This window comes from Bradyrhizobium sp. Cp5.3 (assembly GCF_000426265.1).
GTDB classification, from domain to species: Bacteria; Pseudomonadota; Alphaproteobacteria; order Rhizobiales; family Xanthobacteraceae; genus Bradyrhizobium; species Bradyrhizobium neotropicale.
In genome coordinates this window covers 102,649-118,135 of record NZ_KE384515.1, presented here as the reverse complement: position 1 = coordinate 118,135, position 15,487 = coordinate 102,649, and the positions used below count along the sequence as shown (strand labels likewise).

General features: G+C 64.3%; 16 protein-coding genes. All 16 read right to left on the bottom strand.

The window, feature by feature from the left end; translation table 11 throughout:
- Positions 1-5: 5 nt before the first annotated feature.
- A complete protein-coding gene (gene fliR / locus K289_RS0141490; protein ID WP_027556658.1) occupies positions 6-758 on the bottom strand; it encodes a flagellar biosynthesis protein FliR in 753 nt (250 codons plus the stop codon).
- Entirely contained in the window at positions 755-2,836 is a 2,082-nt protein-coding gene (flhA, locus tag K289_RS0141485) for a flagellar biosynthesis protein FlhA (protein ID WP_027556657.1), read from the bottom strand. Before flhA ends, fliR begins: the two co-directional genes overlap by 4 nt.
- Positions 2,837-2,914: 78 nt before the next feature.
- Complete coding sequence (fliQ, locus tag K289_RS0141480; protein ID WP_027556656.1) at positions 2,915-3,181, bottom strand: flagellar biosynthesis protein FliQ; 267 nt, start codon at positions 3,179-3,181, stop codon at positions 2,915-2,917.
- Positions 3,182-3,183: 2 nt separating this feature from the next.
- The gene (gene flgD, locus K289_RS0141475; protein ID WP_027556655.1) at positions 3,184-3,600 is read right to left on the bottom strand and encodes a flagellar hook assembly protein FlgD; all 417 of its coding nucleotides are present in this window, start codon (positions 3,598-3,600) and stop codon (positions 3,184-3,186) included.
- Positions 3,601-3,614: 14 nt separating this feature from the next.
- On the bottom strand, positions 3,615-4,025 hold the full coding sequence (flbT, locus tag K289_RS0141470) for a flagellar biosynthesis repressor FlbT (RefSeq protein ID WP_027556654.1): 411 nt from the start codon (positions 4,023-4,025) through the stop codon (positions 3,615-3,617).
- On the bottom strand, positions 4,025-4,369 hold the full coding sequence (flaF, locus tag K289_RS0141465) for a flagellar biosynthesis regulator FlaF (RefSeq protein WP_027556653.1): 345 nt from the start codon (positions 4,367-4,369) through the stop codon (positions 4,025-4,027). The genes flbT and flaF overlap by 1 nt, the downstream gene beginning before the upstream one ends.
- A 56-nt stretch (positions 4,370-4,425) precedes the next feature.
- Positions 4,426-5,481: a flagellar hook-associated family protein gene (locus tag K289_RS0141460; RefSeq protein ID WP_027556652.1), complete on the bottom strand. Its 1,056-nt coding sequence runs from the start codon at positions 5,479-5,481 to the stop codon at positions 4,426-4,428.
- Complete coding sequence (gene flgK / locus K289_RS0141455; protein ID WP_027556651.1) at positions 5,481-6,968, bottom strand: flagellar hook-associated protein FlgK; 1,488 nt, start codon at positions 6,966-6,968, stop codon at positions 5,481-5,483. Before flgK ends, K289_RS0141460 begins: the two co-directional genes overlap by 1 nt.
- Positions 6,969-7,014: 46 nt before the next feature.
- Positions 7,015-8,256, bottom strand: coding sequence for a flagellar hook protein FlgE (locus K289_RS0141450; RefSeq protein ID WP_027556650.1), 1,242 nt, complete (start codon positions 8,254-8,256; stop codon positions 7,015-7,017).
- A 108-nt stretch (positions 8,257-8,364) separates the two neighbouring features.
- The gene (locus tag K289_RS0141445; RefSeq protein WP_027556649.1) at positions 8,365-8,946 is read right to left on the bottom strand and encodes a lytic transglycosylase domain-containing protein; all 582 of its coding nucleotides are present in this window, start codon (positions 8,944-8,946) and stop codon (positions 8,365-8,367) included.
- The gene (locus tag K289_RS0141440) at positions 8,897-10,243 is read right to left on the bottom strand and encodes a flagellar hook-length control protein FliK (RefSeq protein ID WP_027556648.1); all 1,347 of its coding nucleotides are present in this window, start codon (positions 10,241-10,243) and stop codon (positions 8,897-8,899) included. Before K289_RS0141440 ends, K289_RS0141445 begins: the two co-directional genes overlap by 50 nt.
- On the bottom strand, positions 10,240-11,427 hold the full coding sequence (locus tag K289_RS0141435; RefSeq protein ID WP_027556647.1) for a chemotaxis protein: 1,188 nt from the start codon (positions 11,425-11,427) through the stop codon (positions 10,240-10,242). The genes K289_RS0141440 and K289_RS0141435 overlap by 4 nt, the downstream gene beginning before the upstream one ends.
- Positions 11,424-12,764, bottom strand: coding sequence for a MotB family protein (locus K289_RS0141430; RefSeq protein ID WP_027556646.1), 1,341 nt, complete (start codon positions 12,762-12,764; stop codon positions 11,424-11,426). The genes K289_RS0141435 and K289_RS0141430 overlap by 4 nt, the downstream gene beginning before the upstream one ends.
- Positions 12,765-12,769: 5 nt before the next feature.
- Positions 12,770-13,441 carry a hypothetical protein gene (locus K289_RS0141425; RefSeq protein ID WP_027556645.1) on the bottom strand — a complete coding sequence of 224 codons (672 nt, stop codon included), beginning with the start codon at positions 13,439-13,441 and terminating at the stop codon, positions 12,770-12,772.
- Positions 13,438-15,066, bottom strand: a complete 1,629-nt coding sequence (gene fliF / locus K289_RS0141420; RefSeq protein ID WP_027556644.1) for a flagellar basal-body MS-ring/collar protein FliF — start codon at positions 15,064-15,066, stop codon at positions 13,438-13,440. Before fliF ends, K289_RS0141425 begins: the two co-directional genes overlap by 4 nt.
- A gap of 317 nt (positions 15,067-15,383) precedes the next feature.
- The coding region (locus tag K289_RS51350; protein ID WP_256380048.1) for a flagellin at positions 15,384-15,487 on the bottom strand (104 nt) is incomplete at its 5' end.

Here is a 15,487-nt window from a genome sequence, read left to right as displayed (position 1 = left end):
GCCGATCACTCCGCCAGCCAGGCGTGCACGCCGAGCATGAACTGCGTCAGCAGCTCGTCGCTGGTGAGGTAGAGCAGCAGAAAGCCGCCGAACAGCACGAAGGGTACCGAGACGAAATAGACGGGAATCGCCGGCGTCAGCTTGTTGATCAAGCCGACGGCAAAGTTGACGATGACCGAATAGACGATGAAGGGGCTTGTGATCCTGAGTGTCAGCACGAACGCTTCGGACAGGCGGCTGGCGAGCTGATCCAGCGCCATGCTCCCGCTGAGCCGGTCGCCGGGATGCCAGACGTCGTAGGAGTTCATCAGCCCGCGCAGCACCTGCCAGTGCTGGTCGGTCAGGAAGAACAGCGTGGTGACGGCCGCCATGATCAGCGGCACCAGGGCCGGCGCCGGATCGGTGTCGGCGACCGGCGTTCCCGGGATGTTGCTGAGCCCGATCGCGCTCGCCATCACGGTCGCCATTGTCTGGAGGGCGAGGAAGAACACGCGCCCGCCGAGCCCGATGACACTGCCGATCAGGAGCTCGGAGCAGATCAGGAGCGCAAGCGTCAGCGGCGGCGCGTTTTCGAGTAGCGGCTTCAGCACCGCGATCAGAATCGGCGTCAGCGCGAACGTGGTGACGAGCGCGATGAACAGACGAACCTGTGCCGGAACGTTGACGCTGGAATAGCCCGGCACCAGCATCAGGCAGGCTCCGATGCGGCAGAACACGATGAAGGTCACGAGCACGCTGTCGGCGAGGCCGCTGATCACGACACCGCTCCAAGCGCCCTGATCTCGGCGCTGCGCGCGACTTCGACATGCGACAGGATCGGCAGGGTCGGAAACACTCTTTCCAGGATCATGCGGACATAGGGCCGCGCCTCGGGAGTCACCGCGAGCACGACGCTGGTGCCATTCTCGGTGAACTTCCGGATCGCGGCGCTGGCCTCGGTCGCGAACTGCTCGATCAGACGCGGATCGGCGTCGAACTCGACGACATCGCCCTTGGCATCGCGCTTCAGGCTCTGGTGGAAGGCGAGGTCCCAGCGGTTGCCGAGACGGACGACGTTGAGCACTCCGTTGTCGGAGAGGTCGCCGCAGATCTGCTGGGCAATACGCATCCGTACGTGCTCGGCGACCTGCTCCGAGCGCCGCACATGGGGCGCGATCTCGGCGATCGCCTCGAGGATCAGATGAAGATTGCGGATCGACACCCGCTCGGCGAGCAGGATCTTCAGGATCGCGAGCAGGCCGGAATAGGAAATCTGCGACGGACAGAGATCGTCGACCAGGCGCTTGTATTCCGGATCGAGGCGGTCGAGCAGCGCGCGCATGTCCTTGTAGGACAAGAGCTGGGCGAGGTTTGCCCGGAGCACCTCGCTGAGATGCGTGAGCAGCACCGAGAGATTGTCGACCGGCTTGCAACCCTGACGTTTGACCTCCTCGGTGAAGGCTTCGGTCACCCACAGCGCCTTCATGCCGAACGCCGGCTCGATCACTTCGTCGCCTGGAACGTCGGGCTTGCCGTCCTTGTCCACCAGCACCATGACCTCGCCGAGCCTGAGCTCGCCATGGGCAACGCGGGTGTCGTGGATCCGGATCTGGTAGCCCTTAGGATCGATCGAGAGGTTGTCGGACAGCTTGATCTCGGGGATCACGAAGCCGTACTGCTTGGCGAACTTCTTGCGGATTTTGCTGACGCGATGGGCGAGCTCGTTGCGCGAGCCCAGGAGGTGGACGGAGAGATGGCTGCCGAGCTGCAGCTCGATCTCCGCAGTCCTGAGCGATTCCTTGACGGACTCCTTGGCCTCGGCCTGCGCCCGCTCGCCGGCCTTGCGCGCGTCCTCCTTCTGCTTCGCGGCCGCCTGCCGCTTCGGCAGCGTATAGCCGACAAAGGCCATGACACCACCGAGCAGCACGAACGGCGCCATCGGCAAACCAGGCATCATGGCGAGCACGAACATCATCAGCGCCGCCGCCGACACGGCGCGCGGATAACCGCCGAGCTGCCGTAGCACGGCCTGCTCCGCCGAGCCCCTGGTGCCGCCCTTGGAGACCAGCAGCCCCGCCGAAAGCGAGACGATCAGCGCCGGCATCTGCGAGACCAGGCCGTCGCCGACCGAGAGCTTTGTGTAGACGTCGGCGGCGCGCGCCAGCGTCAGCCCGTGGTGGGTGACGCCGATGACGATGCCGCCGAAAATATTGATCGCGGTGATGATCAGACCGGCGATGGCGTCACCGCGCACGAATTTCGAGGCACCGTCCATCGCGCCGAAGAATGCGCTCTCCTCTTCGAGCTCGCGGCGCCGGCGCTGGGCCTCCTTGTCGTCGATCAGACCGGCGGACAGGTCGGCATCGATCGCCATCTGCTTGCCGGGGATGGCATCTAGGGTGAAGCGGGCGCCGACTTCCGCGATGCGCGTCGCGCCCTTGGTGATCACGACGAAATTCACCGTGACCAGGATCGCGAAGATAATCAGGCCGATGACGAAGTCGCCGCCCATGACGAATTTGGAGAAGCCGGCGACGACGTAGCCGGCGGCCTGCTCGCCCTCTCCGCCGCGCGACAGGATCAGGCGGGTGGTGGCGATGTTGAGCGCGAGCCGCAGGATCGTCGCAATCAGCAGCACGGTCGGGAAGGCGGAGAAGTCGAGCGGCCGCTGGATCCACAGCGCGACCATCAGGATCAACGCCGACAGTGCGATCGAGAAGGCAAGGCCGAGGTCGATCAGGATCGGCGGAATCGGCAGGAACAGGATCGTGAGCATGGTCACGATACCGCCCGCGAAGAAGGCGTCTGCCCCAAGGCGTCGCGGGCTGGGCAGGCTAGCAGCTAACGTATCGGCCATGGGTCACCGGCAGCAGATTCCGGTCTGCAATCTGCCGCGCAAAGCTTACGCGAGGGTGGTGGCCGGACGCTTTGCGGATCAGAAGCCGTGTTCGATCCGCGAATAGACCATCTCGGTGAAGGTGGAGAGATGCGCGCCGATGAAGGAGCCGGAGACGGCGACGACCAGGAGGATGACGATGATCTTCGGAACGAAGGTCAGCGTCACCTCCTGGATCTGGGTGAGCGCCTGGATCAGCGCGATGATGGTGCCAACCAGCATCGCCGCGCCGACGGCAGGGCCGGAGGCGACGATGATCGTCCAGATCGCCGCCTGGACGATGTCGAGGGCGTCCCGTTCGTTCATGGCTAGCTGATCGTGAGACCGGGGCCGACGGCGACCTTCGTGCCGTTCTCGAGGGTCGCGATCGAGCCGTCGCTGTTGATGGAGATCGAAGCGACCTTTCCGCTGAAGGTCGCACCCGTCGAGTCCTTGAAGCTGACGGTCTTTCCGATCAGCCCGTCGGCCTGCGACAGCGACTGCGAGGACAGCAGCGCATCCAGCTTCGTATTGGTCTGCATGGCCTGCTCGACCGTCGAGAGCTGGGCGAACTGGCTCATATACTGCGAGGTGTCCATCGGATTGGTCGGATCCTGGTTCTTCATCTCCGCGACGAGAAGCCGAAGAAACGTGTTATAATCGACGCCGTTGCTCGATGTGGCCGCGGTCGAGCCGGTCGGGCTCGACGTCTTGCTGGTGGTATCGGTCGCGCTGGTGACGTTCATGTGCCTCTCCGCTGTCAGGCAGCTTGGAATGGGAATTCGGTCGTCGTGCCGGCAAGGATCGCCTGTTCCACCGGGAACAGCCCCCGGATCCGCTTGAGTGCCTCGAAGTAGCGCGTCGCTCCGACCAGTTCGTCGATCGCGGCGAGCCCCTCCAGCATCTCCTCGCTCTCGCACACGGCACACAAGGCCGCGTGATGCTGCCCATAGAGCGCGGTAGCGTCCCGAACATCCGTCGGATTCATCAGCATGAGCTGCACGATGAAATAGAGCTGACGCATCGCCGTGGTGGCATCGGAGGCCTGCATGACCTGCCCTTCGAGCAGGAACATCACGTCGTTGACGAGCTCGACGGAGACCTTGCGGTCCACGCGCAGCACCGCGCCGTTGACGTAGATCCGCTCGCCCGCCCGCAAGGATACCTTCATTAAAGCGCGTCTCGGATCAGGCGGTTGATTTCGATGAGCTGCATCACGTCGTTCGACTTCTCTTCGCGAAGCCGGTCGGATTCCTTGACGACCCACACGCCGATCGAGATGATGTCGGCGCGCAGCTGCTCGGGGAGACCGTTCTCCGGATGAGCGAGATCCTCGATGAAGATCGTCCACAGCCGCCGGACATAGAGCAGGCTCTGGACCAGATCCTCGATGCTGAAGCGCCCGCCCTGGAGCCGCTCGAGCTGGTCAATGCCGAGACTGAGCGCCCGGCGCTCGCGTCCCCGCGCTTCATGGCCGCTGTCTTCGACGACCGCTTCATAGGCTTCAAAAGTCATCAGAACCACTCTGCGCAGGAGACCGGACAACGAGACAAGGCTTGCAAAGCCCCGGCTCAGAGATAATTGATGAGGCTGATCTTCTGGAGCTGCGATGTGAGCGCGAGCGCCGTCTGGATCTGGGTCTGCAAGGCGTTGACGCGGACCGAGGCCTCGGTCGGATCGACCTGCTCCAGCTTGACGATCTGAGTGTTGAGAATGTCGTGCTGGATCTTCAGCTTGTCTGTCGCGGCGGTGATCCGCTGCTGGACCGAGCCGACGGTGCCGCCGAGCACGGCCAGATCGTCGATAGCGCCGCCGACGAGGCTGATGGCCTTGTCGACGACCACCTGGAACGTGGCCTGGCTCAGGTTCGTGTTCCCGAGATCGCTCATCATGGTGTAGGCCTCGGCGAGCTTTTGAAAGCCGGGCTGGTTGGCGCTCACGGAGCTGTCGACGATCTCGGTGGTGGAGATGCGGCTCTGCAGCGGTTGATTGGTCGCCGACGACCAGTTCGTCCAGTTCGTGCCGGTGAACTCCGCATCGAAGGTGGTGTTGAGGAAGGTCTGCATCTGGGCCGGCGTGATGCCGCTCACACTTGGCGAGGATTGCGAGAAGCCGAAGCCCGCCGGCGGTGCTGCCAAGAAGTCAGCGTCGACCTGGTTCTTGTTGGCAGAACCGGACACGTAGTTCGTGATCGGCGCGTTTTGCGTATTGAGACCGCCGAACAGGTATGAGCCGTTGTAGGACTGGTTGAGCGCGCCGATCAGGTCCTGGAGGTTGGCGGACGCGCTCGGCAGAATGATCCGCGCGCCGTTGTTGACGTTACGCGACGCGATCAGGCTCTTGAGAAAGTCCTGCGCGGTGGTGGTAAGCTGGGTGATCCGGTTCTGGGTCACGTCGAGACGGCCGGCAACGAGCTCGTTGGTGTCGACGAGCTGGTCGGCGAAGTTCATGTCGGCGCGCAGGCCGGCGTCGCTCCCCGTCAAAGTGCCGAGCTCGAGGCCGACATCGGCGAAGCGTCCGGTGGTCGCCTCCTTGCTCGCCTTGCTCAGCGCGCTCTGGTTGTTCGTGATCGAGTACCTCAACGACGAGGACAGCATCAAGGTCGAGATGTAGTTTGCGCTCATCATTAGGATGTTCCCACGGCGGCCAGCAGGCTCTTCAACATGTCGTCGACGGTCGAGATCAGCTTCGACGACGCCGAATAGGTGCGCTCGACCTGGAGCATCAACGACATCTCGTCGTCCATGTTGACGCCATTGACGTTGGATAGCGCCGAGTTGCTGCGGTCGAGCAGCGTGTTCTGGTACTGGACGTTGTCGTCGGCGGTCTTGCGCTGGTTCTCGATCCAGCTCGTCGATGACGAGGCAAAATCGATCACGCTTCCGTTCGGCTTGCCCTGTGTCGTCGTGTCGAATGGCTGCGCCGCATCCATGTTGCTGACGAGCTGATGAAGCCGGGTCGAGAAGCCGGCCATGCCGGTGGTGTTGTAGTTATAGGCCGGAAGGCCGCTGATCGCGCCGTCGCGCAGCAGATTGGGATTTCCTGCAGGGGTGGCGGACGGATCGACGGAAGCTGCGACCGTGATCGTGCCGGCAAGTCCGACCAACACGGTCGCGCTTGCAGGCATGGTCGGCGCGCCGGGATACGTGAACAGCCCGGGCCTGTCAGCCAGTGTCGGAACCGGCGACTGATCGCTCTCCTTGAAGGCGGTGATCAGGCCGCGCGCGATTTCGTCGAGCTGGCTCTGATATGTGACCGTGGCATTGTCGCGCAGTTGGGCGAGACCGGCGAGCTTGCCGGTCTTGAGCGGCATCACCGAATTTGCGCCGGTCACCGGCACGCCGTCGATATAGACCGCGTTGCCCGTCGTGCCGGGCGTATAGACATTGATCGCCGCAAAGCTCACCGTCCGCGCCGTCTTGTCGAACAGGACGACACCGCTGTCGGTGTAGAGCGCCGCATCGCCGTTGGCGCGGATCGACATGGTGACACCGACCTCCTGCGACAGCTTCGAGACGATGCTGTCGCGCTGGTCGAGATAGTCGGTGACGTCGTCGCCGGCGATCGTGCCCTTTACGATCGCGGTGTTGACGGTATCAAACTGGGTGAGGAGCTTGTTGATGTTGGCGACCGAGGTCGCCATGTCGGCGTCGGCGCCTTCGCGGACCGACTGAACGGTCTGGGTCGCCTGGTTGAGCGAGGTCGCCATGTCCTTGGCGGACGAGACGGCCGCCTGCGCCAGCGTGGTGTTGTCGGGAGCGTTGGCGTATTGCTGCAACGCCTGCTTCAGCTTGTTGAGCTGGGCCGTCGGCGACTGATCGAGTTCGGGATCGTCCACCGTGGCGGCCGCGATCTTCTGGAGGCCATCATAGATCGCGCTCTGCTTGGCGGATGCCGAGGTCGCGGTCAGCACGTTCGTGAACAGGCCGCCGCTCGCGGCGCGCTGGATCGCCGCGACATAGACGCCCGCGCCGGGCAGATTGTCCAGCACGGTGATCTTGCGCGAATAGCCGGCGGTGCTGGCGCCGGCGATGTTGCGCGAGACGACCGAGGACTGGATGCCCGAGGCCATGAGCGAGGCGCGGGCGGAGTCGAGAGCGGCAGTAAGGGACATGGCGTTCTCTTGAACGTTCTCTTGGCCAGTTTCCGCGCTGAAGGATTCAGCGCTTCAGGTTGACGACGACGTCGAGCAGGTCCGCACCGGTCTGGAACGACTTCGAGTTGGCGGTGAAGCCGCGCTGCGCTTCGATCATCGCGGTCAGCTCGTTCGCGAGATCGACGTTGGAATCCTCCAGCGCACCCGATTGAACCGTGCCGCGCCCGCCAGCGGCGGCATTCCCGACCTGTGCGTTTCCCGAATCCATGCTGATGGAATAGACGTTGCCCGCCTCGGGGGTGAGTTTGTCGGGGCTCGGAACGTCGGCGAGCATGATCGTGTAGAGCGGCGTTTGCTGCCCATTCTTGAGGATGGCCGTCAGCACGCCCTGCGAGTTGACGTCGACCTTCTCGATGGCAGATGGAACGCTGCCGTTAACCGTCGCCTTGAAGTCGAAGCTGGAGGCAACCTGCGTCACGGCCGACATGTTGATCGTGAAGAGTGAGCCACCGGGAACAGTCACGGTGAGCGACGTTGGGGATGCAGCGGCCAGCGCGCCCTTTCCGGCCGCTGTCGTGTCGAAGGTAAACGTACCAAGACCACCCGCAAGCGGGGTACCCGCCGCCGAATCGTAGACCTGGATCTGCCAAGTGTCCGTACCGGCAACCGATCCGGTCTTAGCCATATAGACGTCGAGCTTCTTGGCGTTGCCGATGTTGTCGTAGGCCACGATCGAACTCTTCGACGAATATGACGTCGGACTGGGAGGCAGAGCTGCCGGCGGGACGATGGCCGCGCTTGGATCCAGATTGCCGGTCACAGTCGCCAGCGTCGATGCCACAGGCACCTGCGATACCTGAGAGATGTTCACGATCTGAAGTCCCGTCAGATTGTTCTGCGAGAAATTGGTTACAAGACCCTGCTTGCCCAGAAGATAGAAGCCGGCCGCGTTGACCAGATTGCCCTGGCTGTCCGGCACGAACGAGCCGGCTCGCGTCAGGTATTGCTGCGTGTTGTTGGCATCCGACACCACGAAGAAGCCGTTGCCCTGGACGGCGAGGTCCGTCGTCGATGTCGTGAACTGCGTATGTCCGGCGTCGCTGATGGCGTAGCGGACCGTCGTCTCGACCGCACCGGAGTCGTAGTTGCCCGAACCGCTTTTCAGGATCAGCGAGGAGAATTCGGTTGAAGCCCGCTTGTAGCCGGTGGTGTTGACGTTGGCGATGTTGTCCGAGACCGTCGACAGCTTGTTGGATTGCGCAGACATTCCGGAAACGCCGGTGCGCATAATGCCGTAGAGGCTCATGGATTGGGCTCCTTTGGAAGGTTGGAACTACAATGGGGGTTCTTGCTTGCGCGGGGCTGATGGTCAGCGGCGATCCACAACTTCATGTTGTCACTTCATGCCATCGCTTCACGTCGTCTTGAGCTGACAGAAGTCGCGCGCCTTGTCGGTCCACGCGCCGAAGCCGCTTGAGACGAGATGCGCAACGATATGGCAGACGTAGCGCTTCTGCGCCGGCTGATTGTTGGGCCCCGCATTGTAGCGTGCGACCGCCATGGTCCAGCTTCCCTCGCGCTGCTTCAACTCTTTCAGAAAGCGCGCGGCGTAATCGACGTTCTTGGCGGGATCGAACATCGCCTGAACCGAGGCGAACTTGTCGCCGTGATAATAGTGGTTGATCTGCATGCAGCCGAGATCGATCAGCTTGATGCCCTTGTGCCGCATCGCCTCGAAATTCGCGATCGCGTCGTCCATGTCCTTGGCGAACACCGTCTGTCCCTCGGCGCCGAGCGCGTAAGGGTAGAGGGCGCCGCGGCGCCCAGTCTCGGTCAGGCCGACGGCATAGAGAATGCCGAGCGGAATCCCGTGCTGCTGGGCGGCGCGCGCCATCTCGCGCTCGCACGGGCGCGCGTTATCGGTCGCTGCCTCGGCTGCGCCCGCGCTAGAGATAAACAGGGCCGCGACGAATATGCGGCGCCACGTCCTGGTCATGACGCGTCTCCTGATTGGGCTGGCGGTCCTGCCGGTCCTGCCTCGCGCCGCCCTCGGACTGGCCCGACGACGTGCTGGAGCCGCTGAAGGCGCCCTGCGATTGCGATGACTGCTGTTGTTGTCCTGAGAGCGAGCTCTGCGACTGGCCGGAGCCTGCCTGGAATCCATCGAGCGAGCCGTGCTGGACCGGCGCGACGTCGGCGACGTAACCCGCCGACTGCATGAGCTCGCGGATCGAGTCGCGCTGCTGATCCAGCATCTGGCTCGTATCCTTGCGATCGGCGGCAAGGTGGACGGAGACCTCCGAGCCGACGAGACGAAGCCGCACGGTGACGTTGCCGAGCGCCGGCGGCTCGAGATTGATGGTCAGGATCTTGAGCGGTTGATCCGGCGCGTTGCCCTGAGGCGACGCCAGATCCGGCGCGGCGGATGCAACCGGCGCGGGTGAGCCCTTCAGCTCCGACACGACCGCGTTCGCAACTTGCTGGGTTGCGCTGAACTGCGGGACCGGCGGCAGATGGGTCTCCTGCTGAACGACGGTGACCTTGGTCGCTTCCGGCAGCGCCTCGCGCGCTGACGCCTTCGCGGCACGCTCGACGTTGGCGGTGACGGCTTCGAAGCCGGATGCGGCGTTCGGGGCAGCCGAGCCGCTTTGCGGAGCCGTCGCCGGCGAGGCCTGCGTCGCTTGCAGAGCCGAAGCATGTGTGCGCGGCTCGGATGAAGCAACGTCCGCAATACGCGGGGCAGAAGCCTGCGCGCGCGGCTCGGACGGACCGGCATCCGACGCCGCAGCCTTCGCCGCGCTCGTGCCTTGAACCTCGCGTTTCGCTGAGGATCGCTCGTCGCGCGCGAGCGTATCTCTTTTGTCGTTGTCCGGCTGCACCTGCGGCATCGCGGCCGGCGCCGCCGCAAGTTCCTGTCCGACGATCGTGGGGAGGCTCACCCTCGTCGGCAGCTCCGCCTTCGCGGCATCGTCGAGCCGCGTTTGCTTGTCCTGTGATTTCGGCTCCCTGGCCGTCCCACTGTGTTCGTGAACGGTCTCGTCGCTTGGCCCATCGCGTTCAGTCAGCTTCGCCAGGCTGGTCCGCAGCGTGCCCGCCTTCACGGTCGCGTCGCTACCCTGGTCGTTCAGTGCCCGCTTCGCCAGGTTCGAGACGGTGTGGAGCAGATCGTGAAAAGAGGAATCCTCGGCCGATTTCGCTCCCGAAGTCTTTGCCGAGCGAGACATCCCACGCGAGTTGAGGCTTTCGGCAAGGCCTGCAAATAGCTGCCCGGAGGTTCCGTTGAGCTTGGTCATGGGCGGCGATCCTTGGTGAGGAGCTCCAGTTCGCCGAGCTGATTTTTGGCGCGCGCGAGGGTGGCGGTCGACGATGCGAGGTCCAGGCGCGCCGGCGTGGGCGGAGGCTTGTCGGCTGAGGCAGCCGCGGACGGACCCACTGTCGGCTTGCGAACATCGAGTGCGAGCTGAAGCGTCGCGTTCAGGAGCAGGCCATCGCGCTCCGGCAGCTTCGTTCTGTCGAGCGCCTTCAGCTCGGCGAGACCGCCGTCATATTCGTCAGTGAGCACACGCGCCGCGCCGCGGAAGAAATGGGCGCGCTCGCGATCCGCACCGAAATCCGCACTGAGCGCCAGCGCACGCTCGCCGGCAAGCCGGGTCACGGCGAGCCGGCCCCGAACCAGTCCGGCGCGCGCGATCACCAGATAGAGCTTGAGGCGGCTTGCGCGATCGATCTGCTCCAGCAGGGCGACGATCCGCGCAAAGCGGCGCTCGTCCAGCGCGAGGCTCGACTGCGTCAGGCCCGAGGAAAAGCGTTGCCAGAAATCGCCGGCATAGATCGAGTTGCGATAGTGGCGGATATAGGCAAGCGTCAAGAACTCGAACTTGTCGAAATCCTCCGCCTGTCCGACCAGGAGAATCTCGCGCCGCAGCGCCGCCTCCTCCACCAGAGTGCCAGGCAGCAGCAGCCGCGCGTCGTCGAGACGCTCGATCGCCACCGACGCATCGGAATGCGCAAGCAGGGCGCCCTGCACCAGCGCAATCTGCCCGGCCATGCTTGATGGAATCGTGCGCGGCTTGAAATTCTTGAGCAGCTCGCGCGCCTCGTCCTGCCGTCCTTCGACATAGGCGAGCGCGCCGTTGAACAGCCGCTCATCGACGTTGAGCTTGTCGCGCGGCAGCTTGCGGACGATCTGCGGCGCGCCGCCGCTGAGCAGATAGATGACGATCGCCTGGCCGTTCTGCGGGTTGCTCCACACGCTTGGATCGGCGGCGAGGAATTTTTCGCCGATCTCCCGGATTAGCGCGAGGTGCCTGCCATGCGCGGCAGTATCACCATTGGCGATGCCGTCCTGCACAGCCTGCAACGATCGGACGAGCTCGTACGGCTCGCTCGCCGGCGGCGGCGCCGGATCGGCGAGTGCGCCGACTGCGACGAATGTTTGCAGCAAGACGAGCGCGGCCAGGAATCGCGACCTGATCAAGAGCGCTTCTCCCGGATCAGGATCTCGATCCGTCGGTTCTGCGCGGCCGCCGGATCGTTCGGGAGCTTTGGTCGCCGGTCCGCATAGCCTTCGACATGCTCTATCCGCTGCGCATCGACGCCGGAGCGCACCAGCATGTAATAGGCCATCTGCGCCCGCGCCGTCGACAGCCGCCAATTATCGTAGGTGTCCGACTTGTAGGGACGGTTGTCGGTGTGTCCGCGGACGATAATCGTGCCTGGGCGCTTGGTCAGCAGCGGTCCGATCTTGTCGATCACGCGGATGAGCTCGGGACGCGGCTCGGCCGAGCCGACCGCGAACATGCCGAAGCTCGCATCGTCCGTCAGGCTCACGAGGAGACCTTCCTCGACCTGGCGCACCTCCGCGACGGGTCCGGCGCCGGCCTTGATGTCCGAGAGCGCGTCCGCGATCGCGGCCTGGAGCTGCTTGGCGGTCGGCTGCTGGGTCTGGGCGGGATTGCGCGGGTCGACGTCCTTTGCCGTATCGGCCGGACGCGACTGCGCCGGGGCATTCGCCTGAGCAGCGGGCTGAGAGTTTGGCTGCGAGCTTGCTTGTGCACTGCCTTCGCGCGCGGGCGACGTCGGCGCCGGTCCCGGTGGCAGCAGCGGCGACATGCTGGCGGACGACGCTTCCGCATTGGACGCGATGCTTCCGCCGGCCTCATCGGATTTGGCGCGCCGGGGAGGCTGCGGCTCACGCTGATTTGTGCCGGATGGATTGTCGCGCGCGGACGCGTTCGGCATGGGCTCGCTCTCGATGATCCGGTCCGCATCCTTGGACGCTTGCGGGGCGAGCTTCCAATAGCCGGGATCGAACGGATCGCGATAGGCATCGCCGCCCTTGAGGCCGTCCTCTTCAGCCGAGTTCAAGGCGCCTGCACGCCGCTGGCCCGAGGCCTGGTTCGCACTGGCCGCGATCTCCGCCAGCGTGGCGTAGGGATCGCGAAACAGAACCTTCTCTTCGTAGTACGGCGGCTTCTCGGCCGTCGGCGAGTCGCCCCGGCGTTCTTCGTTCGGTCCGGCCGGCTGGCGCTTGCCATCCTGGCCGTCGAATGTCGTCGGCTCCTTCTTGGAGAGATCCTTGAGGCCCTTGGGCGCAGGCGCGTTCTCGGCAAGCTTGATCGGGTTGAAGTAGCTCGCCACGACCTGCTTCTGATCCTGGTTGAGCGCGTTGAGCAGCCACATCACCAGGAAGAACGCCATCATCGCGGTCATGAAGTCCGCATACGCGATCTTCCATACGCCACCGTGATGCGCCTCGCCGTCGAAGGCGCTGCGCCGCCGGATGATCACGAGCTCTTGTTTGACCTCTTCCATCTGAGTTACCGGCGGGCTTCCTTCAGACGCTCGGCCCAGGTCGAGATCTGCGTCTCGATCACGGTCTGGTCAGCGACGACGCGGATTTCGACGGTGTCCGCGGACTGATATTCGATGCCGGTTCGGCGCGCCGCTTCGAGCTGCGTCCTGACCAGATCGAGCAGCTCGCCCGGCCCCGTGATCTTGAACACCGGTACGGACGAGTTGGAGGTCAGCGCCGAGATCTGCTCGACCAGTGCGGCGATCGCCTTGTCGCGAACCGCATCGGCCAGAAACGGCAGCAGGATGCGCGCAACAGAGCTGGCGATGTTGGTTTCGATCTCCCGGCACGCTGAAGCAAAGCCGTTCACGATCGCGAGCGTCTGCTGGTCGGACCATTTCGCCCGCTCCTCTCCGAGCCTGATCGCGCTGCGGACGCGCTCTTCGGCGAGCTTGGCATCGCCTTCTGCGAGGCCAGCGGCATAGCCACGCCGATAGGCGTCATCGAGGAGATTGGTTGGCGGGGTCTCGGCCTTCGGCGCAGGAGGAGACTGAAGCTGCGGTTGGGCCTGGGGCTGCGGCTCGCGCCGGACCTCCTTTGGCCTCGCCAACGGCTCCTGAACGCGCGGCATCTCGGGCGGCCTGGCCCGGCCGTTCGCGTCGAACTGCGTGAGGAGTTTTCCGATTGCCGCGTTCATGCCGCCTCCTCCCGCCGCATCCAGTCTTTAAGGATTGCTGCTGCCTGCGCTTGATCAAGACGCACGATCTGTTCGAGCCGCTTCTGCGGCGTGCGCTGCATCTTGCCCTCGAGATCTTCGACGAGGTTGAGCTCGGCCTCCTCACTCTCGGGGAGCGCCAGCGCGGCGGCAGCCTCAAGCTGGGCAATCTCTGCGGCTTCGGTCTGCTCCTGCTGCGCGCGATGGGTGAGAATGCCGTTGACCGCGGGTCTGAGCCCGAACCAGACCAGCATCGTGGCGACGGCCAGAATCGTCGCCGCGTTGATGAAGCTTCCCATCTGCCGGTTCAGCATCTCGACGAAGCCGATCGGCGGCACCGGCGCCATCTCGCGCGAGCCCTCGATGAAGTCCACCGCCGACACCTGAATCTGGTCGCCGCGCTGCTTGTCCAATCCGCCGGCGGTCGCCGCGAGCTGGCTGATTTCGGCGATCTTGCTGTCGACGATGGCCTGGTTTGTCTTATCGCCGAGATCGGCGACGAGGCGCGCGCGGTTGATCAGGACGGCGATGAAGAGTTTCTTGATCGCGTAGCCGTCGCTCACCGTGGTCGTCGTCTTGGACGAAACCTCGTAATTGGTGACGTCTTCACGGCGGTTCTTCTCCTCGTTGGAGTTCTTGCCGCCGCCGGCGTTCACCTGCTGGTCCGGCAGGTTCTGCTGCACCGTCGTCGGCGTCGAGCGGTCCGCGTTCTGCGAGGATTCCTTCTCCCGGACATTTCGGACCGAGCGCTCGGCCCGCGTTTCCGGATCGTAGACGGTTTCGTTGATCTGGCGCTTGTCGGTGGAGAGCTGAGGCGCGACGCTGACCTCGAAATTGTCGAGGCCAAGATACGGCGTCAACGCCTTACGGATGTTCTCCTGCACCATCCCGCCAACCATCTTCTGCAGGCTGGCCATCTTGGTCGGCGCGGCGGTGGCGTCATCCTCCTCGGCAAGCAGCATGGAGCCGTCGGCGTCGAGCACCGTCACCTTGTCGCGGCTCATGCCCGGAACGGCCGCCGCCACGAGATGACGGATCGACTGGGCCGTGCGCGCCTCGAGCGCTCCGTCGGTACGCAGCACGACCGAGGCCGACGGCGGCTGCTGGGTCGCACGGAACGAGCCGCGCACCGGCAGCACGATGTGAACCCGCGCGGCCTTGACGCCTTTCATCAGCTGAACGGTGCGCGCAATCTCGCCCTCGAGAGCGCGAAGCTTCGTGACCTCCTGCATGAACGAAGTCAGACCGAGCGAGCCGATCTTGTCGAACAGCTCGTAGCCGGAGTTTGCACTGGTCGGCAACCCCTTCTCGGCGAGCAGCATGCGCGCCTGCATGGTCTGGCTCGGGCGCACCGAGATGGCATCGCCGGCCGCGTTGACGTCAAACGCGATGTTCTGCTCGCGCAGCGCAGCGCCGATGCGCGTCACGTCTTCACGGCTGAGGCCGGTATAAAGGGTCTCGAATTCGGGCCGGCTCAGATAGTAGGTGCCGCCGACGACGGTGACGAGAACGGCAAAGCCGATCAGCCCCAAGGCCATCAGGCGTCGCGGCCCAAGCTCCAGCAGATTGTTGAGCAGTTGCTGTACCTGCGCGCGACTGAACAGCATATGACCTCGTACCAATGCGAATGCAAGGACACTCCGCTGCGAACCTTGTCTGAAGATTGCGCGAGGACGTGAACGCGTCATGTCGCGCGCACGGCGTGGCAATTTTGCAAGGAGATCGCAGGCTGAGGAACGGACCGGACGCGGCGCAATCGCCCAAGCGATGCACGATCGGCAAATGTCGGCTCGTCACGATGCGCCGGGGCTCGACAGGGAAACGTTCGAAATGAATCCGGCGACATATGAAAGGTCGCCTCAGTCGTCGCTTACGACGAGGACCGTGCCCCCGAAAGGGGCACGGTCGTTTTCGAAAGCGCCGCTTAACCGTTGCGGAACAGCGACAGGATGCTCTGGCTGTTCTGGTTGGCGATCGAGAGCGCCTGAACGCCGAGCTGCTGCTGGGTCTGGAGGGCCTGGAGGCGGG

Excerpts from the sequence above, each read along its gene's own strand:
- K289_RS0141440 (WP_027556648.1), bottom strand. The coding sequence starts at position 10,243 with ATGACCAAGCTCAACGGAACCTCCGGGCAGCTATTTGCAGGCCTTGCC.
- K289_RS0141445 (WP_027556649.1), bottom strand. The coding sequence starts at position 8,946 with ATGACCAGGACGTGGCGCCGCATATTCGTCGCGGCCCTGTTTATCTCT.
- fliQ (WP_027556656.1), bottom strand. The coding sequence starts at position 3,181 with ATGAACGAACGGGACGCCCTCGACATCGTCCAGGCGGCGATCTGGACG.
- K289_RS0141450 (WP_027556650.1), bottom strand. The coding sequence starts at position 8,256 with ATGAGCCTCTACGGCATTATGCGCACCGGCGTTTCCGGAATGTCTGCG.
- fliF (WP_027556644.1), bottom strand. The coding sequence starts at position 15,066 with ATGCTGTTCAGTCGCGCGCAGGTACAGCAACTGCTCAACAATCTGCTG.
- flgD (WP_027556655.1), bottom strand. The coding sequence starts at position 3,600 with ATGAACGTCACCAGCGCGACCGATACCACCAGCAAGACGTCGAGCCCG.
- flaF (WP_027556653.1), bottom strand. The coding sequence starts at position 4,369 with ATGACTTTTGAAGCCTATGAAGCGGTCGTCGAAGACAGCGGCCATGAA.
- flgK (WP_027556651.1), bottom strand. The coding sequence starts at position 6,968 with ATGTCCCTTACTGCCGCTCTCGACTCCGCCCGCGCCTCGCTCATGGCC.
- flhA (WP_027556657.1), bottom strand. The coding sequence starts at position 2,836 with ATGGCCGATACGTTAGCTGCTAGCCTGCCCAGCCCGCGACGCCTTGGG.
- K289_RS0141430 (WP_027556646.1), bottom strand. The coding sequence starts at position 12,764 with ATGGAAGAGGTCAAACAAGAGCTCGTGATCATCCGGCGGCGCAGCGCC.
- K289_RS0141425 (WP_027556645.1), bottom strand. The coding sequence starts at position 13,441 with ATGAACGCGGCAATCGGAAAACTCCTCACGCAGTTCGACGCGAACGGC.
- flbT (WP_027556654.1), bottom strand. The coding sequence starts at position 4,025 with ATGAAGGTATCCTTGCGGGCGGGCGAGCGGATCTACGTCAACGGCGCG.
- K289_RS0141460 (WP_027556652.1), bottom strand. The coding sequence starts at position 5,481 with ATGATGAGCGCAAACTACATCTCGACCTTGATGCTGTCCTCGTCGTTG.